The following is a 24935-nucleotide window of genomic DNA, read 5'->3' on the forward strand; positions in this document are numbered from 1 at the left end:
CAAGTAGGTACTTGTTTGAATTAATATGTTTTATTCTTGCTTTTTAGCAACTCGATCGTATTGACAACATCCGTGAAGACCATCATAAGCTGCATCTGGAGCTTTGTGATTATCACTATCATAACCAGCTGCAGCAATTCTTTTTAAGATTTCTTCTTGGTTTGTTTTGGCAGGATTGAACACTAATGTTGCCATTTTAGTCTCAGTATCCCACTGCACCTTTGCTACGTTTTTTTGACCACCAGCCGTTTCTATATTTTTTTTGCACATACCACAGTTTCCGTAAATTTTAACTGTTTTGGTCACTTTATTAGTACTTTGTGCACTTACTGTTACTGATAACATTATTACTAAGGCAACTAAAATTTTATGAATTGTTTTCATCTTGATTTATTTTTTGAGATATAATGCCGCCAAATACATCAGCACTACATAAAAATGTATTGTTGAATAAATGACACGACAAATTTTGGAATTAATTTAAGCTAATTTTTTTTGACAAGACAGATTTTTGGCTGTCACCAATACAATTATGCTATTTTTGGCGGAAGCCAGATGGATCTATATCCTGAGGATATGAAGATCTTAGAATAATAAAAGTCCTGCTTTTTTGTTGAAAAATCAAATAACGGATTATTAAATTCCAATTGAATACTATTTGTCATTCCTAGATAAACGAAAGAACCTCCGCATGTAATGCTTTTACAAGCGCCATTACAACCTTCGTGAGATTCTTTTTTAGAGGATTGTTTTTTAGAACAACAATCTGTTTTTTCTTTTTTGACTATGCTTTTTTTAGCACAGCACGCCATCTCCCCTTTTTTATTACAAGCCATAGTTGTTGTTGGACTCAAAAAGAATCCAAAAACAACTAAAAGTAATATGTATAGGTTTTTTGACATTTTTATTTATTATCGAATACAAAGATATTTTATTAACCAATTACAATAGAGCATATTATTGCTAAATGAGTGTTAAATTTTAATTTTTACTTGCTAATCCCTAACAATCCATTCATTATTGACTGAGAAACTGATAATAACACACTAAAAATTATTGCCGTAAGAAAGGTCTCTACCTTAAACCCGTCCACAATTTGTGAACACAATACAATCATAAGCGCATTAATAATCAACAAGAACAATCCTAATGTAAGCACTGTAACCGGTAATGTTAGAAGAACAAGAATAGGTTTGATAAAAATATTTAACAATCCTAAAACCACCGCTACAATCAAAGCTGTTGTAAATCCATTTACGTAAACGCCAGGTAAAAAGTTTGCAAGAATTAAAACTATTACTGATGTGATGATAATTTTTAGAAGTAAATTCATGGGATAAATGGTTTTTAAATTAAATTAAAAGTAATAATTTTTACAGATTTTTGAAACTATTCCAAGAAAGAAATTACTTTGTCATAAAACATTGCAGGGTTTTCGGCATGCAGCCAATGCCCCACTTTAGGTATTGTTTCAACGGTTGCCATAGGAAAATGATGTTCTATGGTACTAAAATCAGTGTCCAAAATATAATTTGAATCACCTCCTCTTATAAACAAAGTAGGCTGCGTAAATATTGCATTTTCTGGCAACGGCTGGCCTATTTGGTCTAAATTTTGATTAAAAGCTTCCAAATTAAATCTAAAAGCCAATTGACCAGGCTCTTTCCAATACAAGTTTTTCAACAAGAACTGTCTTGTACCAAAATCCGGAATGAATTTTTCAAGAATCGTCTCGGCATCATTACGAGTTGGTTTCTTAGAAAAATCAACAGCGTTTAAGCCCGCTAAAATAAGTTGATGATGCTGAGGATACAGTTTTGGACCTATGTCTGCAACGATTAGCTTACTAATCAATTGCGGTTGTGTTGTAGCCAGTGTCATAGCTACTTTGCCACCCATACTGTGCCCAATAATAAAAATAGAGGACAACTCATGCGCTTGACAATACTCAAAAACATCTTGTGCCATGATTGCATAACTAAATTCACTAGAATGTAAGCTTCTACCGTGATTGCGAAGATCTAGCGTGTGAACTTGAAAATGAGCTGCAAATTGCGTTGCCAATGATTTCCAATTGTCTGACATGCCCAAGAATCCATGCAGAATTAAAAGCGGTTGCCCTGAACCTTCTATTTTTGAAAAAAGCATATGCTATTATTTTTTAAACTTAATTGACTCTTATTTACTTCAACTTTCTTAAATACATATTCACCACATTATCAAATCCTAAATAAAGAGATTCCGAAATTAAGGCGTGACCAATGGAAACTTCCAGTAAACCCGGAATATTCTCTTTAAAAAACTGAATATTATCTAAACTTAAATCATGACCCGCGTTAATCCCTAATCCCAGTTGGTTAGCAATTTCAGCCGCTTTAATGTAAGGGTCAATTCCTTTTTTGTTCCCCAAACTGTATTGGTGCGCAAATTCCTCGGTGTATAATTCTATTCTTTCGGTTCCTGCTTTTTGAGCGCCTTCAATCATGGCAGCAATGGGATCTACAAAAATAGATGTTCGAATGCCGTGACGCTGAAACTCCTGAATTACTTCTGTTAAATAGGATTGGTTTGCAATCGTGTCCCAACCTGCAGATGAAGTAATAGCCCCAATAGCATCTGGAACCAAGGTTACTTGTGTAGGCTTACACTCTAATACCAAATCGATAAAGTTGTGCTGTGGATTTCCTTCTATATTATACTCTGTATGAACAACTGCTTTTAAGTCACGTGCATCTTGATACCTAATATGGCGTTCGTCAGGTCTAGGATGGATTGTTATTCCTTGTGCACCAAAATTTTGTAGATCTATGGCTACCTGTAAAAGATTAGGCACATTACCACCGCGAGCATTACGTAACGTAGCTATTTTATTAATATTCACACTTAACTTTGTCATTTATATCGCTTTTGTTTTGATAGTTATATTTATGATTACAAAAATACAAAGTAAAACTTAGGAGATTTTGCTAATTTTTGATTATTTTGCAAGAAATATTGCGGATTGATTTATGACAGAAATTACAGAGTTTATAACCAACGATTTTAAGGCTATTGACAAACAAGAATTTATAGCTACGGTTCAGGATTTTTTTAGTGAGCTCCACTACTCTCACTTTCCTGTTGTAGATGAGGGTGTATATATAGGTAGCATTCCATCAAAGGATATAGAAACATTTGATAGCACTAAAAAAGTAGCCGATTATCGCTTCACCCTTGAAGGTTTTTTTACAAGAACTAATATGGTGTGGCTCGACGTACTTGAAGTTTTTGCTAGAAACAAAACAAATTTAGTTCCCGTTCTAGATGAAAACAATACTTATGTTGGGTATTATGAAATGGAGGATGTTATGCGTTATTTTCACGACACCCCATTTTTAAAAGAACCAGGAGGAATCATTGTAGTAAAAAAACCCGTGCTAGAATACTCGATGAGTCAGATCACTCAAATCGTAGAAAGCAATAATGGTAAACTGCTTGGCTTATTCGTTTCGGAAGCAGCAGTTGATAGCATTGTGGTTACTTTAAAAATTTCTTTGGGCGCTATGAACGAAATCATTCAAACCTTTAGACGATATAATTACGAGATTTTATCAGACCACCAAGAAGACAATTACATCAACAACTTAAAAGAACGCTCTGATTATTTAGACAAATACCTCAATATCTAGAGAAAATTTCACTTCAAAAAGGGCTATACCTATTATTCCATAAAACGATTATTCAAAAAATATGAAAGTTGCTATCTACGGTCAATATTATCAAAACAGCACAGAACCAATTATCAATGATATCTTTGATTTTTTCAATAAAAAAAAGGTTGAAATGGTTATTGAAGCTCAATTTTTAAAAACATTAAACGATAAGAAAATTGTAGAAAAAACATACAATACCTTTAGCAAACACACTGAATTAGACACTAGTTTTGATATGTTGATAAGCATAGGTGGAGATGGAACCATATTAAGAGCTGCTACACTAGTGAGAGACTCTGGCATTCCAATATTAGGTATAAATGCGGGCAGACTAGGTTTTTTAGCTACAGTACAAAAGGAAAATATTGCAGCATTTATGCAATTTGTAATTGATAAAAAATATACCATTTCAAAAAGGACTCTATTAACATTAACCTGCACACCCTCAAACGAGGCCATAGAGGAAATTAATTTTGCAATGAATGAAATAACAGTGAGCAGAAAAGACACCACTTCTATGATCACTATTGACACGTATCTAAACGGAGAGTTTTTAAATTCATATTGGGCAGACGGCCTCATTATATCAACCCCAACTGGATCAACTGGATATTCATTAAGTTGTGGTGGACCAATATTAACTCCTGATGTAAAAAGTCTTGTCATTACACCAATTGCACCACACAACCTCACGGCACGACCACTTGTAGTTCCAGACGAAACAGAAATCAGACTAAAAGTATCTGGAAGAGAAGAAAATTATTTGGTTTCATTAGATTCAAGAGTTACCTCTATAAAAAATGAATCGATATTAACCTTAAATAAAACACCATTTCAAATTAATATGGTTGAAATACCCGAAGAAACTTTCCTAAAAACACTTCGTAACAAATTACTTTGGGGTCAAGACAAGCGCAATTAAATCATTTTACTTAAAAGGCTATACGATTTTATCAGTTTTTTACGTTTAAAAGAAACAAACGCCTTGTTTAAAGAACGTTACTATGTGAATTATTAAAAAAATACACATTTAACAGATTGGGCATTGTATCGAATTGATAATTATTATATTTGCACGCAATTTTTGAGTTAATGAAGAAGATCTTTTATTTATTATTATCTATTATTCCCTTTACTGAAGTACAATCTCAAATACATGAGGTTGGTGTTTTTATGGGCGGTAGCAATTACGTAGGTGATGTAGGTACAACAACTTATATTGCACCAAATGAAACTGCTTTTGGTTTTTTATACAAATGGAATAAAAGTCCTAGACATTCCTACAGGTTTTCATACAATCAATCTCATCTTACTGCTAGAGACCAAGATTCTAAAGAAGGAAGTAGAACTAACAGAGGTTATGATTTTAAAACAAATATTCAAGAACTATCATTAGGTCTAGAGTTCAATTTTTTTGACTTTAATCTTCATGAATCATCTACTAAAATTACTCCGTATGTGGCATCAGGTATTAATTATATCTTTGCTGATTATGACTTAAACAACAGTAATACCGGCTTAACTGTAAATGGACGAACAGAAAGAAAAAAGTCTGTTGCAATACCAATGATAATAGGTGTTAAATCAAACATTACACCACATATCATATTAGCTTTTGAAACAGGTGCTCGATACACCTTTACCGATAATATAGACGGTAGTTTTAATCAAAATTTTGGGAATATAAATAATAACGATTGGTATGTTTTTACAGGAGTAAGTCTTACATACACTTTTGGACAAAAACCGTGTTATTGCACAGAATAAAAATGAATTTATTAGAGAATATAGACACCACTAGATTACCCAAACACCTAGCCATCATAATGGATGGTAACGGACGCTGGGCAAAACAACAAGGATTTTTACGCGCTTTTGGTCACGAAAGCGGTACTAAATCAGTAAAAGTTATTATTGAAGCTACAGCAAAATTAGGCATTGAGTGCCTAACATTATACGCATTCTCTACTGAAAACTGGAATAGACCTAAGCTTGAGGTAGAAACCTTAATGAAGGTTCTTATAAATTCCTTAAAGAAAGAGTTGAACACACTGCAAAAAAACAACATTAAGCTTAACGCAATAGGCAACTTAGAAAAACTCCCTAAAACAGCTCAAAAAGAATTACTTGACGTTATTGAAAAGACCAAAAACAATACTCAAATGACTTTGACTTTGGCGCTAAGCTATGGTTCAAGAGAAGAACTCGTTTCGGCCGTAAAAAACATCTGTAGTAAAGTTAAAAATAATATAATTTCAATAGACAATATTGACGATTCCATTATTAATGAGCATCTTTACACGCAAAATTTACCAGAGGTAGATTTATTAATACGAACAAGTGGAGAACATAGGATAAGTAATTTTTTGTTGTGGCAAATAGCCTATGCAGAATTATATTTTACTGATATATTGTGGCCAGACTTTAAAGAACAAGATTTATATGAGGCTATCATTAGTTATCAAAAAAGAGAACGCAGATTTGGAAAAACAAGTGAACAAATTAAATAATTTTTTAGTGTTAAAAAAAAGCATACAATTAGCCCTTAGCGTATTAATTTTCGGGTGTTTTACACAAGTAAAAGCGCAGGAAAGAGTTCCTTTTGATCAAGGAAAAAAATACATATTAGCTGATGTTACCGTTGTAGGCGATATTAGTTTTAACAGTCAGACTGTAGTTACTTTTACAGGACTACAAAAAGGTCAAGAAATTACAATTCCTGGAGAAGAAGTAAGTACTGCTATAAAAAAACTAGGCAAGCTTGGCTTATTTGATGAAATCTCTTTTTATATAAATAGAATTCAAAACGATAGTATTTACCTTGATTTAAACATTGTTGAACTACCAAAACTAGGTGAAGTAAAAATTGTAGGTGTTAAAAAAGCTAAAGTAGAAGAACTGATCAAAGACAACTCTCTTACAAAAGGGAAAGTTGTTAATGAGAATTTAATAACAACCACTAAAAATTATATTGAAAATAAATATAAGAAAGATGGTTTTTATAACACTAAAGTTAACATCAACACCATAAAAGACACCACGACTATCAATCAAGTGAATATGCTTGTAAACATTGATAAAGGTGACAAGGTAAAAATAGAAAGTATTGATTTTGTAGGAAACACTAAAATAAGTGACAAAAAACTACGAAATGCAATGAAAGATACAAAACAAAAGAAATTGACTCGTCTTTTAAAACCTTCAAAATACATTAAAGACAAATACAAAACAGATCTTGAAAAAGTAATAGCTTCTTACAAAGAAAAAGGTTTTAGAGATGCTAGAATAGTATCTGATTCTATAGTGTACAATAAAGACAAAAACCTCTTAAACATAAAAATTAATGTTGAAGAAGGAAATAAATATTACTTTGGAAACATAAAATTTCTTGGAAATACGGTCTATACTGATCAAGGTTTAGCTAGAGTTTTAGGAGTTAAAAAAGGAGATACATACAACGGCGTTTTACTTGAAAAAAGAATTGCTGACAAGTCTAAACCAGATGCTGAAGACTTAACAAACTTATATCAAAATAATGGTTATTTATTTTCCAATGTAAATGCTGTTGAAGTTAAAACGGCAAACGATACCATTGATTTTGAGATTAGAATCACCGAAGGACCTATTGCTTATTTTAACAAAATTTCAGTAGTAGGAAATGACAAAACTAATGACAGAGTAATTTACCGTGAGTTAAGAACCAAACCAGGGGAAAAGTACAGTAAAGACGAATTAGTACGTACGGTTCGTGAAATTGGACAATTAGGATTTTTTGATCCTGAAGCTATTGATCCGAAATTTAAAAATGTAGATTCAGGAGCAGGAACGGTAGATATTGAATACAATCTTGTAGAAAAAGGATCTAGCCAAATTGAACTTCAAGGTGGTTATGGTGGTGGTGGTTTCATAGGTACACTTGGACTATCATTTAATAATTTTTCTGCTCGAAATATGTTTAAAAAAGAAGCATACAAGCCATTACCTATGGGAGACGGACAAAAAGTTTCACTGCGTTTGCAAGCTAGTACCTTTTTTCAAACATATAGTGTATCATTTTCAGAGCCTTGGTTTGGAGGTAAAAAACCAGTATCTTTTAGTTCATCACTATCATACAGTAAACAATTTTTGAACAATTTTATTACACAAAGAGCAGATAAAACAAGAAGTTTTGATATCCTAACATTATCTGTAGGTCTTGCAAAAAGACTTACTGTGCCAGATGATTTCTTTGTATTATCCCAATCTGTAAGTTACCAGCACTATTCGTTAAACAACTACAACACTGGTTTGTTTACATTTGGTAACGGAACTTCAAGAAACTTATCATACACTATAGGACTTACAAGAAACAGTAAAGGTGTAAACCCTATTTTCCCAACATACGGATCAGAGGTTAGCCTTTCAGCAAAACTGACACCTCCTTATTCTTTGTTTAATGGAGTAGATTATGCTAACCTGGGCAATCAAGAAGAATACAAATTAAAGAATACAGTAGACAGACAAAATGTACCCGATGCTAATGGAAACATAGTAAACATTGGCGATTATGTTGATGCTAATGGTAATAAAGTAACTGATTTTAATTTGGCTGCAGCCGATGCAAGTAAAGTTGACCAAAAAAGGTTCAACTGGTTAGAATACTATAAAGTAAAATTCAAAGCTGATACGTATACCAAAATTTATGGTAAATTAGTATTGCGTTTATTAACAGAGTTTGGATTTTTAGGAAGCTACAATCAAGATCGTGGAGCAGTTCCGTTTGAAAGATATTATTTAGGTGGAGACGGATTAGCAAACTTTGCGATGGATGGACGTGAAAACATTCAATTACGCGGTTATCCTAACAACTCTCTTACACCTACAAATGAAAGAGGAGAACAAATAGGTGGAACAGTATTTAACAAGTTTTCAATGGAACTACGTTACCCTATCACATTAAAACAATCAGCATCTATATATGCACTTGGATTTTTAGAGGCGGGTTCAGCATACAAAGATTTTAAAGCCTATAACCCATTTTCTTTAAACAGATCAGCGGGTGTTGGATTGCGTGTTTTCATGCCCGCATTTGGATTATTAGGAATTGATTTTGGTCATGGATTTGATGCACTTCCAGGACAAGCCAAAGCAAATGGATGGGAAACGCATTTCATTATAGGCCAACAGTTCTAAGCATCATTTTTTGCAACTTAAAATAGTACCATTATGAAAAAACAATTTATAGTCGTTTTTGTAGTATTTGCATTTGTTTTCCACGGATTGAATGCACAAGTCAAAGGAACAAAACTTGGGTACATAGATATGGAGTATATTTTACAAAATGTACCCGATTATATTGAGGCAAAAAATCAATTGGAACAAAGAACTCAAAAATGGAAAATTGAGATTGACACCAAAAGAAATGAAATCAACACGCTTAAGGAAGCATTAAAAGCCGAAAAAACATTATTAACAAAAGAGCTAATTGAAGAAAGAGAAACAGAAATTCGGTTTCTTGAAAATGAAAATTTAGAGTATCAGCAAAAGAGATTTGGTCCCAACGGAGATTTAATAGCTCAAAAAGAAACACTGATAAAACCAATTCAAGATCAGGTTTTCACAGCAGTCCAAGATATTGCAGACCGATTGAAGTATGATTTTATATTTGATAAATCTTCGGACCTAACCATGCTTTTTGCCGCAAAAAAATTCGATATTAGCGATCAAGTTTTAAGAGTACTTACACGTGCTGAAAAAAGAGAGCAACTCACAAAAAAACAGCTTAAAGATGCTGAGGCAAGGGAAAGTAAAGAAGATGCCGATGCTGATAACGAGCTTGTTCAAGAGAGAAAAAAAGTTCTAGAGGAGAAAAAGACGGCTCGAGACAAAGCTTTTGAGGAGCGCAAAGCATTGCAAGAGCAAAAGAAGAAAGAGTTCGAGGACAACAAAAAAAGAATTCAAGAGGAAAGATTGGCTAAAAAAAATGGCACGGTTTTAGCAAAACCAACTTCAGATGACGCAACTAAAACCGCAACAAATGAAGCAACTAAAACGACCCAAAAAACGGAGGAAGTAAAATTAAATTCAGCCGAAGAGAAAAAGAAAATTTTTGAAGAGCGCAAGAAAGCTTTAGAGGATAAAAAGAAAAAAATCCTTGAAGATCGAGAAGCTCAAAGAAAAGCAAAAGAAGATTTACAAAAGAAGAACACAAATAACAATTAATTACTTAATATTTTAAAACCGATGAAACAAATCAAAACTCTATTAATTGCTGCACTATTAATGTTAGGAGCAAACCAAACCGTTAATGCACAAGCAAAGACAGCTCATGTTGATGTAAGTGAAATTATGACAAAAATGCCAGCAGTATTAGATGGTCAAAAACAATTAGATAAATTGAGTGGTACATACGATGCTGAATACAAAAAAATGGTAGAGGAATACCAAGGGAAATTAAAAAAGTACGAAGCAGAAGCTGCTACAGTAACTGAAGCTATAAACGGTGAACGTTCAAAAGAAGTACAAGACATGCAAAAAAGAATTGTTGATTACAGAGACAATGCTCAAAAAGAATTGCAACAAAAAGAATCAGATATCATGAAACCACTTATGGAAAAAGTAAGAGCTTCAATCCAAAAAATTGGTAAAGCAAAAGGTTTTCAATATATCGTTGATGGATCTTCTTTATTACTTGCTGACGGACCAAACTTGACAGCTGATGTTAAAAAAGATTTAGGTTTCTAAAAAAATCAAGCTTTAAATTATAAAAACTGCTCCTACTATTAAAGTTTGAGCAGTTTTTTGTTTCAATACAGTATTGCAATATTAAATTTAAGCACATAACTTTGTTACTATGGACTACAACAATCAGCCGATAGGAATTTTTGACTCAGGAATAGGTGGCACCTCTATATGGAGTGCTATACACGCATTACTTCCAAATGAAAAAACAATATATCTTGCCGATAGCAAAAATGCTCCCTACGGTCAAAAATCAAAATCAGAGATTATTGCCTTGAGCATGAAAAACACTGATTTTTTAATAGATATGGGTTGTAAATTAATAGTAGTGGCTTGCAATACCGCTACCACAAATGCCATTCAAGAATTAAGAGCCAAATATACTATTCCGTTCATTGGCATAGAGCCAGCTATAAAACCAGCTGTTACGCATTCAAAAACACAAGTAATTGGCATTTTAGCAACACAAGGGACTCTCAATAGTGAGCTCTTTAATAAAACAACTGAAAAATATCAGGATACAAAAATAATTGAACAAGTAGGACACGGCTTGGTTCAATTGATAGAAAACGGGCAGATAAACTCCCCAGAAATGACTCTTTTACTAAAATCTTATCTTGCACCAATGATTCGAGAAAACATTGATTATCTTGTACTAGGTTGCAGCCATTACCCCTATTTGATTCCGCAAATAAAAAAAATACTTCCTGATCACATTCAAATTATAGATTCAGGTCAGGCTGTAGCCAAACAAACTCAAAACGTACTACGAGAAAAAGTAGGTTTTACTTCTAGTTCAGGGTCTGAAAATATATTTTACACGAATACGAATCCAAAAGTGCTTCAAGAAATTATTGGCAATAATTTTACAGCCATTAGCAAAGACTTTTAAAGGAAGTTACTCTTCTTTGAACCAGCTTGAGTACATCACATAATTATTAGAAATACGTTCAATTTCGCCAGCAAAATCAGACTGATCAATATCCTTAACTTTCTTGGCTGGTACTCCCGCCCAAATAGAGCCCGAAGTTACAACTGTGTTTTGAGTAATCACAGCCCCTGCAGCTACAATAGAGTTACTTTCTACAATACAATTATCCATAACTATAGCTCCCATACCTATTAAAACGTTGTCGTGTAAGGTACAACCGTGCACAATAGCATTATGCCCTATAGAAACATTATTCCCTATAATTGTGGGGTGCTTTTTATAGGTACAATGAATAACTGCACCATCTTGAATATTTACCTTATCTCCTATAGTAATAAAATTTACATCACCCCTAATTACAGCATTAAACCAAACACTACAATTTTTTCCAAATTTCACATCGCCTACAATGGTAGCGTTTTCTGCAACATAGCAATCTTCAGGTATAGCAGGAGTTTTTCCTAGAACCGATTTTATGATCATAAAAAATTAGTTTATGGCTGGACAATTACATGAATATTTAGCTGGCTTACAAAATAAATCAATCCCTAAGGTAATTTGATGGTAACCACCGTTATCAAACTGCACGGCTCCCGAAAGTTGAGAATAGGTATATGCAAACATAAACTTATTAACATTCAACCCCACAATTGGGGTAATATATTGTAATTTTTGGGTTCCAATGACACCGTTATCATTGAACTGTGCTCCTTCTAAACTACGTCTGTACGAAAGACCACCCCACAAACGTCCAAAATCAATGTTTTTATAAACTTTCAAATTTAAATCTATTGCTTTTTCATTTGTAGCTTCTACTTGTTGATACAAAACAGATGGTTCCCAAAGCAATCCTTTTGGATTACCAAAATTATAGCCTGCACTAATCATATATTTTCTTAGATTGTCACTTTCGTAATCACTATAAATTGCTCTTTTAGATTCGATGGCGTTCTTTACAGTAGCATGAGCATAAAAATCAAGATAATTATAAGATAAACCAATATCGGTATTAAAATATGCCTCTTTAAGGATCACAGTTCCATCTACAGAGGGATCACTTTGTCCTGGCTCTAAAAAAGAGGTTTGGTCTAGTTGACTTTGAATAAAACCCGCACTCATACCAAAAGACAGTTGATTAAGATCTACTTCATCTCTAGAAAACATCAAATGATAAGCATAAGTAAGTTTCACACCCTTTTGAGAATGAAATCCATTTTTATCATTAAAAACAATAATACCTGCACCAGCATTATCACTTATTCTACCATTAAAACTGAGTGTTTGTAAAGCAGGAGCATCTTCCTGATCAAACCATTGTTTACGAGCAGTAAGTCTTATTTTTGAACAATTTGCGGCACCTGCCATAGAAGGATGAAGAAGGTAATAATTATCAGATAGATAATCGGAATAAACAGGAATTCCCTCTTGAGCAAAAGAATATTGGCAAAAGAAAAAAACAAGTAAAACAGTAAGTTTTTGATACATCGAAAATAATTTAATTCACCAAATGAATTCACTGGCTATAATTGCGTAAAATCAAATCTTGAAACCATAAACTAGACAACAAAAGTTAATTTCTTCTTTAAAAAATCAAATATAGGTATTCATAGAAAATAACTTTAGTAAATTTGTAAAAATTTCAAAAATCATGAGCAAAATCACCATAAAAGAAACGCAAAACCCAACTATACTAAAATTTGAGTTTGAAGATTTTATAACACAAAATGAAAATTTTGAGTTTAAGAATATTGACGAAGCTAAAGATTCGCCATTGGCTCAAAAATTATTTTATTTACCCTTTGTAAAAACCGTATATATCTCCGGTAATTTTATTGCAATCGAAAGATTTAGCATTGTAGAATGGGATGATGTCAAGGACGCAGTAGCAGAGCAGATTGAACAATTTATAATAGACGGAGGCGTAATTGTAACTAAAAGTGAAACTACTACAAAAAAGCAACCTGTTAATGTTTATGGAGAAACTACTCCAAATCCAGCTGCATTAAAATTTGTAGTTAGTAAAATGTTGACCAAAAATGCTGTAGAATTTAAAAATATAGATCAAACTAGTGCTTCACCTTTAGCAAAGGAATTATTTAAATTTCCTTACGTAAAAGAGATTTTTATTGATGAAAATTATATTTCAATTACAAAATATGATATCAATGAATGGCAAGAAATCACATTAGAACTGAGAAGTTTTATCAAACAATATATTGAAAACGGGGGTATTGTACTAGATGAAAGCTACATTGCAAGCACTACTGAAACAGAAACTATCAAGGCGCAAGAGTTTGATAATTTAGACACCACGTCGCAACAAATTATAAATATTTTAGAAGAATATGTAAAACCAGCTGTTCAGGCTGATGGAGGTAATATAGCTTTTGACTCGTACAATGAGGAGGAAAAACTGGTAAAAGTTATTTTACAAGGAGCTTGTAGTGGTTGTCCATCATCAACTTTTACTTTAAAAAGCGGTATCGAAAACATGTTAAAAAGCATGCTAAATGACGAAAGTATCAAAGTAGAAGCCGTTAATGCATAAGTACTTTTACTATGGTTTAGCATAGATTAAACCCTAGAGTATTATAAACTTTATTTATTTAAAAAAGCGTTTCTATCGAAGCGCTTTTTTGTGTTTTATATAGAATATAAAGTAGTGGCACGATTCAAATTCTCATTCCAATTAAAATAAAAGGTCTGGTTATTCCCAAAATCAACATCCTACAAAATGAGTAAAATCAATACTTTTGACAAATAACATACATTTCACAACTGATTTTCAATAAATTATTAATAATAGGTTAAACTATAATTGAAAAAAAATCACTAACATTGTAGGACTAATCAAATAAAAAATACCATGGGACTAACCTCTTTTTTTAAAAATTTATTTGGCTCTGCCAAAGAAACCACGACTGAATTGGCCAATAAAGCCGAAGCAACACTAGAACAAGCAAAAGCAAATGCTGCACCTTACCTAGATAAAGCCGAAGATTTTATTGAAGACAAACTAGAGCAAGCCAAAGAAGCTGCAGCTCCTTACCTTGAAAAGGCAGAAAACTTTGCCGAAGAAACCATTGATAAAGTTAAAGTACACGCAGCACCTATTGTTGATAAAGCAGAAGAGTTTGCTGGACAAGCAAAAGAAAAAGTAGCTGAATTTGCTGATAAAGCCGAAGAAACTTTAGAAAACCTTACGGATACTGTAAAAGAAAAATTGAATCACACTAGCGATGCAATTGCTGACGGTACCGAAGATGCCAAAAAAGCGATTGAAAATACAACTGAGAAAACTGTAGCTTTAGCTGACGACGGAAAAGAAATTGCTAAAACAGAAATAAAAGAAGTTGTAAATAAAATCGAAGAAGACGCAGATTAATTTAATAAAAAGTAAAATAATTGTATTTTTGACCCACAAATCCAACCTTCTCGTATTGAGAAGGTTTTTTATTTTACAAATATGAATCTAGACCCAAACCAAATCACTAGCTACGCCAATACTTTTGCGCAAGTATTAATTGATTATTCCCCAAAATTAATATCGGCATTTATTATCCTAATTGCTGGATTATACATCATCCGATTAATCAATCGATTTATCAGGACCTTAATGGTCAAGAGAGACCTAGACCCCACTCTAACACGGTTTTTAGCTGATATTTTACTTTGGGTTTTACGAGTAATTTTGTTTGTATCGTTTATCTCTAAATTAGGGATTGAAACATCCTCTTTTGTTGCAATTTTAGGAGCCATGGGACTTGCCGTGGGACTGTCATTACAAGGATCTCTTTCAAATTTTGCAGGTGGAATGTTGATAATTCTATTCAAACCCTTTCGTGTCAATGACACAATAGAAGCACAAGGTGTAACAGGAACTGTAAGTGAAATACAAATTTTTGTTACCAAATTAATTACAGGTAACAATCAAACTATTTTTGTTCCTAACGGTGCCTTATCAAATGGAAATATCATTAACTATTCTATGGAAAAAATTAGAAGAGCTGACTTAACTATTGCAATATCCTATGACACCAATATTAAAATTGCGAAAGACATCATAACTAAAGTTTTGGAAAACAACCCTAAGGTTTTAAAAACACCAGAAGCCGAAGTTGCTGTCAAAATATTAACAGACAATGCAATTCAACTTGCTGTTAGACCATGGGCAACAAATGAGGATTTTGGAAATGTATGTGCAGAAACGCTTCAAGGATGCAAAGAAGCCTTTGATATTGCCGGAATTACTATGCAACCGTTTGTTAAAGAGTCTTCGTTTACATCAAACACTGCAACCTAAAACTAGTGAGCATAATTTACTTTTTTTTAGGAGTAGTTATCATAAAGTCTTTCAAATAATAGGGTTCAAAATAAGCGACATCAACAATGTCGTTTATTTTGAATTTTTCAAAACTAAGAAAACTCATTTCGTTAGCCGAAGGAAAAACTAAAGTTTCTAGAAAAAAATGATTGCTTTTATTGAGTACGCTCTTGCATTTTACAGTACAGTCTCCCACAAAATACAAATCATCTTGAAGCTCATTAAATGAATTCTCATCTATTATTTGAGCTTGAACTTCCCGCTTTTTTTCAAGTTTTGAATCAAAAATTGCACTGTATACTTCCATTCTTCGGGCATCAATCATCGGAATAATTAAACCCTTATTAATTTTAGCTTGTGCCGCAAGAGTTTCCAGCGTATCTATAGCTATTAGTGGAATATCTAGTGCAAAACACAATCCTTTTGCAGCTGATACGCCTATACGCAAACCCGTATAAGAACCTGGACCTTGACTAACTGCAACGGCAGATAAATCTTTGATATTATAACCTGATTCTTTAAAAATTTCTTCTATAAAAACATGTAGTCGCTCTGCATGTGAGTATCCTTCTTCTGCAATTTCTTTACAAAGGATTGTTACGCCATCTTTTGCTAATGAAACAGAACAATTCTTAGTAGCGGTTTCAATGTTTAGTATATAACTCAATTTGGTTTTTGTTTAAATTAAAAATCACAATCACAAAATTAGATTTTATGATTGTGATTTCAAAATGGTAAGGATAATGATTACTTCTTATCCTTGTCCTTTTTATCTTTATCAGTAGCAATTGCCACTTTATCTCCTGAGTTTAGTTCTTTTGTAACTGTGGCATAAGGCCCTGTAATAATTACATCTCCTTTTTTTAAGCCAGTCAGGATTTCAATATTAGTATCGTCTTGAATTCCAGTTTTTATGATTCTAATTTTTGCTTTATCTCCTACTTTAACAAAAACACATTCAAATTTTTTATCGCTTTTTGGGGCAGCATCTTTTTGATCCTCACTTGTATCCTCAACTTTTATTTCTTTTACGGCAGCAGTATCTGATTTTACTACAACTGCACTAATTGGAACAGCAAGTACATTGCTTCTTGTTTCAGTAATAATATCTACCGTAGCTGTCATTCCTGGTCTAAAAGGAGAGTACGTATTTGGTTTCCCTTCTAATAAATCTTCGTACGATTCTTTCAATATTCTTACTTTAACTTTAAAATTAGTTACTTGATCTGCTGTCAAGGCTGAACTTGCTGAATTTGAAATGCTTGTAACAACACCTTTGAATTGTTTTTTTAGATATGCATCTACTTCAACATTAGCCTCATCTCCAACTTTAATTTTTACAATGTCATTCTCATTAACATCTACTTCAACCTCCATATTATTCAAGTTGGCCACTCTCAAAATTTCGGTTCCTGTCATTTGTTGTGTACCTAAAACACGCTCTCCTAATTCTACATTCAACATAGAAATAGTTCCGTCAGCAGGCGCATAAATAGTTGTACGTCCTAGATTATCTTTGGCTTCATTTACTGTCGCTGAGGCGCTTTGAACGTTGTAATAAGCTGATTGTTTTGATGCTTTTGCAACTTCAAACGAAGCAATAGCCTTGTCCCAATCCGACTTTGAAATGATTCCTTTATCAAACAATGTTTTGTTTCTATCGTAATTTGCTTTTGATTCTTTGAATGAAGCATCTGCTTGACTTAAACTTGCTTTAGTTCCGGATAAGTTAGATACTGATCTGTTGTAACCAGACGTGTATAAATCTGGATTGATCTTCACTAGTAAATCTCCTTTTTTCACTACTTGCCCTTCTTTTACATTTAAGGCTATGATTTCTCCCGAAACTTCAGAAGAAATTTTAACTTCAATTTCTGGCTGTATTTTTCCAGTAGCAGATACCGTTTCAATTATTGTAGATGGAATTACTTGTGCGGTTTCTATCTCAGTACCTACATCTTTTTTACCTATAACCCCAGACTTAGAAAGAGCAATTAAACCCGCAATAATTACTACTGCCCCACCTATTAGAATATAAACTGTTTTTTTTGACATAATAATTAGTTTTTGATAAGAGGAATTCCGAAATAGAATTCTAATATTTTAATTTTAAAGATATAATCGTATTTGGTTCTCAATACTTCAGATTGTGCATTAGTAAGCAATGTTTGGGCTTGATTGTAATCAAATGAGTTCATTAACCCAACATTATAACGTTCTTTAGCATAATCAACCGCTCCTTGTCTAGCCTCAACAGCAATTACAGCAGATTCGTATGACTTTAAGGCGCCTTTAGCATCAGTAAATGCAGTAAAAACATTTCTTTGCAAATCCAAATCTTGTTGTTCTACGGCAATTTTCGATCGTTCTAAACTCACTTTGGAACGCTCTACATTGTTTCTAACAGAAAACCCATTAAATATTGGTATTGATAATTGTGCTCCAAAAGACTGTCCTTTATTATCGCTAAACTGATTGAAAAATGGGGCTGCATTTCGGGTACCAGTTATATTTCCCATGTTATTAAAAACAGGAACATCAGCATATGAAACCCTACTATTAAAACTGTAGAAACCCTGTAAAGTAGGCTGAAAAGCTCCTTTTGCAATGTCCACATTTTTTTGGGCAATCTCTAAGTTAGTTCGAGCAATTTTCAATTCTGTTCTGCCTTCTATCGCTTTATTATAAATAGCACTTGGAGTTTGAGCCATAATATTATTCTCATCTCTCATATTAGTGTCATCTACAACATCAAAATTTTCAAAATCTTTAAGCTGTAGTAACTGCGCTAAACTTAATTTTGAGATCAATAAAGCATTATCAGCAACTATAACATTCTGATTATTCTGAGCAACGGTAGCTTTTATATCCAATAAATCTCCTCGAGGAATAGATCCAGCTTTAACTAATTCTTCTGAACGTGCATATTGCTTTTCATTGATTCCCAATTGTTCCTTTTGTACTTTTAAATTTTCTTTATTAAAAAGAACCTGCAAAAAAGCATTGGCAACATTCAAAGCGATATCCTCCTGCATTTTTAACAATTGATATTTGGCTGCCACTATGGAAAGATTGGCTTTACGAAGCGTGTTCTGATTTTGCAATCCTTTATAAATATCAATACCTACATTAGCACCAGCTGAAGTAAACTGGGTTGTTTGATTTCTCAATAAACCAGTGGTAATATCCTGATTCAAACCAATGTTCCAAGAGTGAGAAGCACTGGCATTCAATGAAGGTAAAAAATTACCAATAGCACCTCTCTTATCAATCAATGCCGTTTTAGTATCTAGAGCGGATTGTTTAATTGAGATGTTGTTTTGAATGGCGTAGTTCACACATTCTTGCAATGTCCACTTTTTGGCTTGTCCCTGAACAGACAATCCTACAAGAACAATGAATAAACTAAAAAAACTCTTTTTTTTCATATTTTTTTAAATAATTGTCTGACTTATGGGTCAAACACATTTAACTTAGTTTAATTACAATCTCTGAAACTCCAAAGTATAGCCTTTCCAAATCAATAATTAAACAATAAGACTTTCGTTCGTAGCATTTGTTACAAAAAATCATAAAAAAAGAATTGTTTTACTAATTTTGTTTTCTAAAATAAAATAAATGTACGCATTCTATCGAATCATTTTCGTTTTTACAGCTATAATTTCATGTGGATCTTGCGCTACTACAAACAAGATAAATGCTTTAAAACCCGAGCCAGATGATGCTGTACCATTGGTTTATGAAAACAATCCTTCTTTTATTAATCTTCCTATTTCGGTCAAGTTAAAAGATATAGAGAATCAAACCAATACAGTTTTAACAGGATTGATCTATGAGGACAACACCATTGAGGACGATGACATTGAAATGAAAGTTTGGAAACAAGCCCCAATAACAATTACATCTGAAAAAGGAGAAAAAATAAAAACAATTCTTCCTTTAAAAGCTGTAATAAAATACCGAATTGGCACCAAAAAAATGGGGATAGAGCTCTATGATACTAGAGAGTTTAATTTAGATGGCGTTGTGACTTTATCTAGTGATGTTACCTTAACAAATTGGAAACTAAACACTAAAACCGAATTAAAATCACTTGATTGGAACGAAAGTCCCACCATGCTTGTCTTTGATAAAAACGTACCTGTAACCTATCTAATCAATCCTGCAGTCAAAATATTTAAATCAAAAATTGAACGTAAAATTGACGAAGCCATAGGGAAATCAATGGATTTTAAACCAAATGTCTTGAGTGCATTAGAAAAAATCACCACTCCTTTTTTAATGAATGACACGTATGAAAGTTGGTTACGAATTGTCCCCTTAGAGATTTACAGTACCAATGCGACATTAAAAAACGATGCCTTACTTATAGAAATGGGAATGAAGTGCAATATGGAAACTTTTATAGGGAAACAACCTGAATCAAAGTTTAACGCCTCTAAGATTGCTCTTAAACCGGTTACCAAAATTCCTAATGATATAGATGCAAACATTATTGCTATTTCATCCTATCAAGAAGCGTCTAAAATAATGACTAAGAATTTTAAAGGTCAAGAATTTGGATCGGGTTCCAAAAAAATTCAAGTACAAAACGTGGACATTTGGCATAAAAAAGGAAAAATGATTATTGCATTAGATGTTTTGGGTAGTGTAAATGGCACCTTGTATCTATCAGGAATACCTCAATATAATGACAAAACCAAAGAAGTTTATTTTGAAGATCTTGACTATGCCTTGGATACAAAAAACAAATTAATGCGAACCGCAAACTGGATGGCTCAAACATTGATCCTGAAAAAAATAAAACAAAGTTGCAGGTATTCTATTCAACCAAACCTTGACGAAGGTCAAAAAAGTATGCTGGGTTATCTAAAAAACTATTCACCCATGCAGGGCGTATTTGTAAATGGAAAAATAGAAGAAATAGAATTCCAAAAAATACAACTTACAAATCAAGCTATTATAGCATTTGTAAAAGTAAAAGGAAAAATAAATGTTTCTATCAATGGTTTAAAATAAACATTGATAGAAACATCAAATTACGAAGCCTTATTTTTCTTCATTTTATAAATCAAATATCCAATAATTGCAACTAGTAAATACGGAATAACCATTAAGTATACAATTCCATCATTTACAGCAGCAGCTTGAGTAGTATTATCACCACTAGTAAGGGCAGCTCTACACATAGCACATTGTGCATTTACGCTAGCACTCCAAACAAAAGCTATAAATAGGAACCAAAACTTACTCCCGCTAGGATTAATTAACTTCATCTTTCTAACTGTAAAATTAATAACTATAATAAGGCGCAATCATCAAATAGACAATAACACCCGTTACTGCAACATAAAGCCAAATAGGGAATGTGATTTTAGAGATTTTTTTATGAGCAACAAAATCCTGCCCTATTGCTCTAACATAAGTAATCAATACCATTGGTATGATAGCTATAGACAAAATAATGTGAGTGATTAAAATCAATATGTACACAATACGTAGAGATCCAATACTAACTTTTTCAGACTCTTCCAATAAGCCATTATGGTTACTATCACCAAATACAGTAGAATCACTAGTCATGTGATAAGCAACATACATCACTAAAAAAGCAAGCGATAAAGCAATGGCTGTTGTCATGAAATACTGATGCCATTTTCTATTACCGTTTTTAATAGCTACTACAGCAGCTACCAATAAAACAGCCGTTAAACCGTTTGTAGTAGCATATATTGGAGGTAAAAAGGACAATGGAGCTACATCAATTCCAAAATTTTTTAGTTTAATTTTAAATAAAATAGCTACCACCACAGGAATCACTATAGATACCGCAATGATGTATTTATTGAATTTTTGTTCTAAGGAATTGTTTCTCATATTTATTCTTCTAGTAAAATATTAATATCTTGTTGTAGGTTTCTCACCCCTTTTTTATCGAGTCCATCGTAATATAAAATAGGATTACCAAATTCATCATTACGACAACGGATGTTTCCGTTTTTATCAATCAATGCAAATAAACCCGAGTGTTCAAATCCTCCAGCTACTTTTTTATTCTCACCAGCATACAAGTTAAAGCCTTTGTTAGCCAATTTAAAAATATAATCTTTCTCTCCTGTTAAAAAATTCCAATTTTTAGATCGAACTCCTAACAAATCATAATGTGCCTTTAATGCCGCAGGTGTATCCGTAACAGGATCAATCGTTATAGAAGCAATACCAAAGTTAGGATTACCAAAGAATTTTTTTTCAATGAGCAACATACTTTCATTCATTTTTGGACAAATGGTAGGACAAGTAGTGAAAAAGAATTCTAAAACATATACTTTACCCTTATACGTTTCGTTTGTAATTTTTACATTATCTTGATTTGTAAGTTCAAACTTAGGTGCAGCTCCAATTTTTAATAACTTCCCTTCCTCAGCAACTTCAGCATTAACATTATCTAGTCTATCACCTTGGACAATTTTATCGTTTTTAATACGATCCACAATCTTAGGTATGGCATAAATACCAAATACCAAAATAATAAATGAAATACCGATGTAAGATTTATTTTTAAACATCACAATTAAATTTTTCTTGTAGCATTGTTATTTTTCTTGAGTGCAGCTCTGTATTCATATAGAATAACTTTAAAATCGTCTAGCATTTCATTGCTCAATTCAGCTGGATGAAACGTATTATATCCTTCCATAACATCTTTTACTAACTTGCGCCCACGTAAATTTCTTTTTTTATCAATGATGTAAACCTTTGGAGTCCCCAACTTATCATCAAGTTTTTCCACCAGCTTTAATTGGTCATAGTATGCTGATATTTCTTCGGGAGAAGCAAAAACAAATCTCCATTGAGCAACATCTGTAAAAGCACCTAAAGCATCAACTACTTTTTTAGCATCACTTTCAGTTCCAGCAGGACACAACATTACAAACTGAACATCCTTAAATTCGTGATAACGTTGATAAATTTTTTGATTAAGATTAAAAAGATTACCTCTGTTTTTAAGTAATTCTGTACCGCAAAAGCCCAAAATAGTTACTTTCCCATTTAAAGTTAAAGGTTTACTATCTAAAGTTTTCCAAGCACCAAAATCTGCCGTATTAGGAGTAACAATAGGTAATTTAGTATAACCATTAACTCCAGAAGCAAAAAACAAATAAGCAACTATTGGTAAAATAAAGAGAACAAAAAGGACAATATTTTTTTTCATCACATTTTAAATATATAGTACAAAAATAAAAAAAGGTACGCAATGCGTACCCTTTTATTGAATTAATATCTTGTTAAAAATTCCATTTAATTGTGGAATTTTTAAAAACCTCATAAATATAATCCCCTTCAGTCAAAAAGATAAAAAGAATGTATAATATCAGAAAAATAAGTGGAAAAACAACTGCATTTCGCAATGAGCTCTTTTCACCTTCCATGTGCATGAAAGCCCAAACGATATAATATGCTTTGTAAATGGTTAGCAAATAAAATATCCAGTTTAGTAGGTTCATACCCATTAGACTATTCATGTGAAGGGCTTCTGGTTTAAAAATACCCAAAAATACTTCTAATATAGTTACAGCAGATAATATTCCGAATACTTTCCAGATTCTACCTACATTTGATGCGTGTTCGTGTGACATGATAATAATTTTTTTTAGAAATTAAACTAGATAGAAAACTGTAAATACAAATACCCAAACTAAATCTACAAAGTGCCAATATAGACCTACTTTTTCTACCATTTCATAACTTTTTCTTTTATCATATGTACCAAGTAGTACATTGAAAAAGATAATAATGTTAATTATTACTCCAGAGAAAACGTGAAAACCGTGAAAACCAGTTATAAAAAAGAAGAAATCAGCAAATAATTTACTCCCGTATTCATTTCTAATTAAGTTAGCACCCTCTACAACATAATGTGCTTGAGAAAGTCTAGTTTCTGATTCTTTTCTAGAAAGAATTGTTTTTTGTTTGTTCGCATTGACAATCTCTGTTCTAATCAATAAATCTGGATGAGCTTTGAAACCAGCTTGTACCTCTGCAACAGAGTAAGATGGCAACTCCCCTTCTTCCATGAACCATTTGGCTTTGTTTCTTTTAAGCTGTTCACGCTCTTCAGGTAAAGTCACTGCAAAATCAGCAAGTGCAACACGTTTCCCGTCTTTATCAACAAACTGAAGTAAACTACCTCCTTTTGTTTCAATTGCTCCGTACTCTCCTTTGATAAAGTTTTTCCACTCCCAAGCTTGAGAACCAACAAAAATAAAACCTCCAATGATGGTCAAGAACATGTACAAAACCACTTTGTCTTTTTTCATTTGGTGACCAGCATCTACGGCTAAAACCATAGTTACCGACGAGAAAATCAAAATAAAAGTCATTAATGCCACATAATACATTGGCGCTGAAACTCCGTGTAAAAACGGAAAGTGAGTAAACACTTCATCAGCCAATGGCCATGTTTCAATAAATTTAAATCTAGAAAAACCATACGCCGCTAGAAATCCAGAGAACGTTAAAGCATCTGACACGATAAAAAACCACATCATTAATTTGCCATAACTTGCTCCCATTGGCTCATTGCCGCCTCCCCAAGTTTTTTCTTCACTATTTGCAGTAGTAACTGTCGCTTCCATAAAAGTTATTCGTTAAAAAGTTCCCAAATTTACGTTTTTTTCTTATTTAAAGAAATATAAAAACAAAAACAAATAAACCCACAATAAGTCCAGAAAGTGCCAGTACATTGCACCTAGTTCTATACCAAGGGTTTGAGATGAGTTGTATTTTTGTTTAAAATGATTATAAATTATAATTAAAAGCGAAATCACACCACCAGCAAGGTGAATTAGGTGCACAACCGTTACTACATATAGAAATGTAGTCGTAATTGAACTCCCGCTTCCAGTAAAATAATAACCACTTTCTACTATTTGTCCAAAACCTACAAATTGTAAAATTACAAATAAAATACCAAGTCCCAATGTAGCTAAAAGATACATAGTTGTGGCGTTATTATTGTCCTTTTGTATTGCTTTTTTAGCCAAATGAAAAGTTATACTACAGCCGATAATAGCAGCAGTACTGTAATAAAATGCAACAGGCAGTTGAAAATCTTTCAACCAGTCTGCTCTTGATTTACTCACTACAAAAGCACTTGTGAGTCCCGCAAACATCATGGTCATACTTGCCATTGCGAACAAAAGGATCAATTTATAGGATCTATTTGTTCTGGATTTTTGTTCTTCGGCCGTCATTGTCATTTCCATAA

At 32.8% G+C, this 24935-nt stretch carries 29 protein-coding genes; 12 read left to right on the forward strand and 17 right to left on the reverse strand.

Features of this window, described 5'->3' with window-relative positions; genetic code table 11:
- Positions 1-30: 30 nt before the first annotated feature.
- From IQ05_RS02450 to IQ05_RS02470, 5 genes are all read right to left on the reverse strand, one after another.
- Positions 31-384 (reverse strand): heavy-metal-associated domain-containing protein, encoded by a 354-nt coding sequence (locus IQ05_RS02450; RefSeq protein ID WP_144889483.1) that lies wholly within the window; start codon positions 382-384, stop codon positions 31-33.
- Between the two features lie 146 nt (positions 385-530).
- Positions 531-902 carry a hypothetical protein gene (locus tag IQ05_RS02455; RefSeq protein WP_144889485.1) on the reverse strand — a complete coding sequence of 124 codons (372 nt, stop codon included), beginning with the start codon at positions 900-902 and terminating at the stop codon, positions 531-533.
- Between the two features lie 86 nt (positions 903-988).
- Positions 989-1333 carry a phage holin family protein gene (locus tag IQ05_RS02460; protein ID WP_144889487.1) on the reverse strand — a complete coding sequence of 115 codons (345 nt, stop codon included), beginning with the start codon at positions 1331-1333 and terminating at the stop codon, positions 989-991.
- Positions 1334-1389: 56 nt separating this feature from the next.
- Positions 1390-2148, reverse strand: a complete 759-nt coding sequence (locus IQ05_RS02465; RefSeq protein WP_144889489.1) for an alpha/beta fold hydrolase — start codon at positions 2146-2148, stop codon at positions 1390-1392.
- 34 nt (positions 2149-2182) lie between these two features.
- A complete protein-coding gene (locus tag IQ05_RS02470; protein ID WP_144889492.1) occupies positions 2183-2896 on the reverse strand; it encodes a pyridoxine 5'-phosphate synthase in 714 nt (237 codons plus the stop codon).
- A 112-nt stretch (positions 2897-3008) separates the two neighbouring features.
- Between IQ05_RS02470 and IQ05_RS02475 the strand changes: the two genes are divergently transcribed.
- From IQ05_RS02475 to murI, 8 genes are all read left to right on the forward strand, one after another.
- Positions 3009-3668 (forward strand): CBS domain-containing protein, encoded by a 660-nt coding sequence (locus IQ05_RS02475; protein WP_144889494.1) that lies wholly within the window; start codon positions 3009-3011, stop codon positions 3666-3668.
- A 61-nt stretch (positions 3669-3729) separates the two neighbouring features.
- Positions 3730-4614 carry an NAD kinase gene (locus IQ05_RS02480; RefSeq protein ID WP_144889496.1) on the forward strand — a complete coding sequence of 295 codons (885 nt, stop codon included), beginning with the start codon at positions 3730-3732 and terminating at the stop codon, positions 4612-4614.
- 170 nt (positions 4615-4784) lie between these two features.
- A complete protein-coding gene (porG, locus tag IQ05_RS02485) occupies positions 4785-5459 on the forward strand; it encodes a type IX secretion system protein PorG (RefSeq protein WP_144889498.1) in 675 nt (224 codons plus the stop codon).
- Between the two features lie 2 nt (positions 5460-5461).
- Positions 5462-6202, forward strand: a complete 741-nt coding sequence (locus tag IQ05_RS02490; protein WP_144889500.1) for an isoprenyl transferase — start codon at positions 5462-5464, stop codon at positions 6200-6202.
- Positions 6135-8864: a BamA/OMP85 family outer membrane protein gene (locus IQ05_RS02495; protein ID WP_144889502.1), complete on the forward strand. Its 2730-nt coding sequence runs from the start codon at positions 6135-6137 to the stop codon at positions 8862-8864. The genes IQ05_RS02490 and IQ05_RS02495 overlap by 68 nt, the downstream gene beginning before the upstream one ends.
- Positions 8865-8897: 33 nt before the next feature.
- Positions 8898-9893, forward strand: coding sequence for an OmpH family outer membrane protein (locus tag IQ05_RS02500; RefSeq protein ID WP_144889504.1), 996 nt, complete (start codon positions 8898-8900; stop codon positions 9891-9893).
- A gap of 21 nt (positions 9894-9914) precedes the next feature.
- Positions 9915-10415 (forward strand): OmpH family outer membrane protein, encoded by a 501-nt coding sequence (locus IQ05_RS02505; protein WP_144889506.1) that lies wholly within the window; start codon positions 9915-9917, stop codon positions 10413-10415.
- A gap of 109 nt (positions 10416-10524) precedes the next feature.
- Positions 10525-11304: a glutamate racemase gene (gene murI, locus IQ05_RS02510; RefSeq protein WP_144889507.1), complete on the forward strand. Its 780-nt coding sequence runs from the start codon at positions 10525-10527 to the stop codon at positions 11302-11304.
- A 6-nt stretch (positions 11305-11310) separates the two neighbouring features.
- Here the strand turns inward: murI and IQ05_RS02515 are convergent, their stop codons facing one another.
- Both IQ05_RS02515 and IQ05_RS02520 read right to left on the reverse strand, forming a co-directional pair.
- A complete protein-coding gene (locus IQ05_RS02515; RefSeq protein ID WP_144889509.1) occupies positions 11311-11826 on the reverse strand; it encodes a gamma carbonic anhydrase family protein in 516 nt (171 codons plus the stop codon).
- Between the two features lie 6 nt (positions 11827-11832).
- A complete protein-coding gene (locus tag IQ05_RS02520; RefSeq protein WP_144889511.1) occupies positions 11833-12828 on the reverse strand; it encodes a PorP/SprF family type IX secretion system membrane protein in 996 nt (331 codons plus the stop codon).
- Between the two features lie 163 nt (positions 12829-12991).
- On the opposite strand from IQ05_RS02520, the gene IQ05_RS02525 reads away from it, so the two are divergent.
- The 3 genes from IQ05_RS02525 to IQ05_RS02535 all read left to right on the forward strand — a co-directional run bounded on the left by IQ05_RS02525 (position 12992) and on the right by IQ05_RS02535 (position 15646).
- Positions 12992-13891, forward strand: coding sequence for a NifU family protein (locus tag IQ05_RS02525; protein WP_086452912.1), 900 nt, complete (start codon positions 12992-12994; stop codon positions 13889-13891).
- Between the two features lie 318 nt (positions 13892-14209).
- Positions 14210-14728 (forward strand): YtxH domain-containing protein, encoded by a 519-nt coding sequence (locus IQ05_RS02530; protein WP_144889513.1) that lies wholly within the window; start codon positions 14210-14212, stop codon positions 14726-14728.
- 81 nt (positions 14729-14809) lie between these two features.
- Positions 14810-15646, forward strand: a complete 837-nt coding sequence (locus tag IQ05_RS02535; RefSeq protein ID WP_144889515.1) for a mechanosensitive ion channel family protein — start codon at positions 14810-14812, stop codon at positions 15644-15646.
- Between the two features lie 16 nt (positions 15647-15662).
- Here the strand turns inward: IQ05_RS02535 and tsaB are convergent, their stop codons facing one another.
- From tsaB to IQ05_RS02550, 3 genes are all read right to left on the reverse strand, one after another.
- The gene (gene tsaB, locus IQ05_RS02540) at positions 15663-16334 is read right to left on the reverse strand and encodes a tRNA (adenosine(37)-N6)-threonylcarbamoyltransferase complex dimerization subunit type 1 TsaB (protein ID WP_144889517.1); all 672 of its coding nucleotides are present in this window, start codon (positions 16332-16334) and stop codon (positions 15663-15665) included.
- A gap of 80 nt (positions 16335-16414) precedes the next feature.
- The gene (locus IQ05_RS02545) at positions 16415-17722 is read right to left on the reverse strand and encodes an efflux RND transporter periplasmic adaptor subunit (protein WP_144889519.1); all 1308 of its coding nucleotides are present in this window, start codon (positions 17720-17722) and stop codon (positions 16415-16417) included.
- Between the two features lie 5 nt (positions 17723-17727).
- A complete protein-coding gene (locus IQ05_RS02550; protein WP_144889521.1) occupies positions 17728-19095 on the reverse strand; it encodes a TolC family protein in 1368 nt (455 codons plus the stop codon).
- 190 nt (positions 19096-19285) lie between these two features.
- Here IQ05_RS02550 and IQ05_RS02555 point away from each other — a divergent pair, with 190 nt between their 5' ends.
- Positions 19286-20686 carry a DUF4403 family protein gene (locus IQ05_RS02555; RefSeq protein WP_144889523.1) on the forward strand — a complete coding sequence of 467 codons (1401 nt, stop codon included), beginning with the start codon at positions 19286-19288 and terminating at the stop codon, positions 20684-20686.
- A gap of 20 nt (positions 20687-20706) precedes the next feature.
- Here IQ05_RS02555 and IQ05_RS02560 read toward each other — a convergent pair whose 3' ends face one another.
- The 7 genes from IQ05_RS02560 to IQ05_RS02590 form a co-directional block, all read right to left on the reverse strand.
- Positions 20707-20943 (reverse strand): hypothetical protein, encoded by a 237-nt coding sequence (locus tag IQ05_RS02560; RefSeq protein WP_144889525.1) that lies wholly within the window; start codon positions 20941-20943, stop codon positions 20707-20709.
- Positions 20944-20959: 16 nt separating this feature from the next.
- Entirely contained in the window at positions 20960-21544 is a 585-nt protein-coding gene (locus IQ05_RS02565) for a DUF420 domain-containing protein (RefSeq protein WP_144889526.1), read from the reverse strand.
- A gap of 2 nt (positions 21545-21546) precedes the next feature.
- Entirely contained in the window at positions 21547-22233 is a 687-nt protein-coding gene (locus IQ05_RS02570; protein WP_144889528.1) for an SCO family protein, read from the reverse strand.
- Between the two features lie 5 nt (positions 22234-22238).
- A complete protein-coding gene (locus IQ05_RS02575) occupies positions 22239-22880 on the reverse strand; it encodes a hypothetical protein (protein ID WP_144889530.1) in 642 nt (213 codons plus the stop codon).
- A gap of 73 nt (positions 22881-22953) precedes the next feature.
- A complete protein-coding gene (locus IQ05_RS02580; protein ID WP_144889532.1) occupies positions 22954-23304 on the reverse strand; it encodes a cytochrome C oxidase subunit IV family protein in 351 nt (116 codons plus the stop codon).
- Positions 23305-23325: 21 nt separating this feature from the next.
- The gene (locus tag IQ05_RS02585; RefSeq protein WP_144889534.1) at positions 23326-24303 is read right to left on the reverse strand and encodes a cytochrome c oxidase subunit 3; all 978 of its coding nucleotides are present in this window, start codon (positions 24301-24303) and stop codon (positions 23326-23328) included.
- Between the two features lie 42 nt (positions 24304-24345).
- The gene (locus tag IQ05_RS02590) at positions 24346-24933 is read right to left on the reverse strand and encodes a cytochrome c oxidase subunit 3 (RefSeq protein WP_144889536.1); all 588 of its coding nucleotides are present in this window, start codon (positions 24931-24933) and stop codon (positions 24346-24348) included.
- Positions 24934-24935 lie beyond the last annotated feature (2 nt).

Source organism: Flavobacterium tiangeerense (genome assembly GCF_007830355.1).
Classification (GTDB): domain Bacteria; phylum Bacteroidota; class Bacteroidia; order Flavobacteriales; family Flavobacteriaceae; genus Flavobacterium; species Flavobacterium tiangeerense.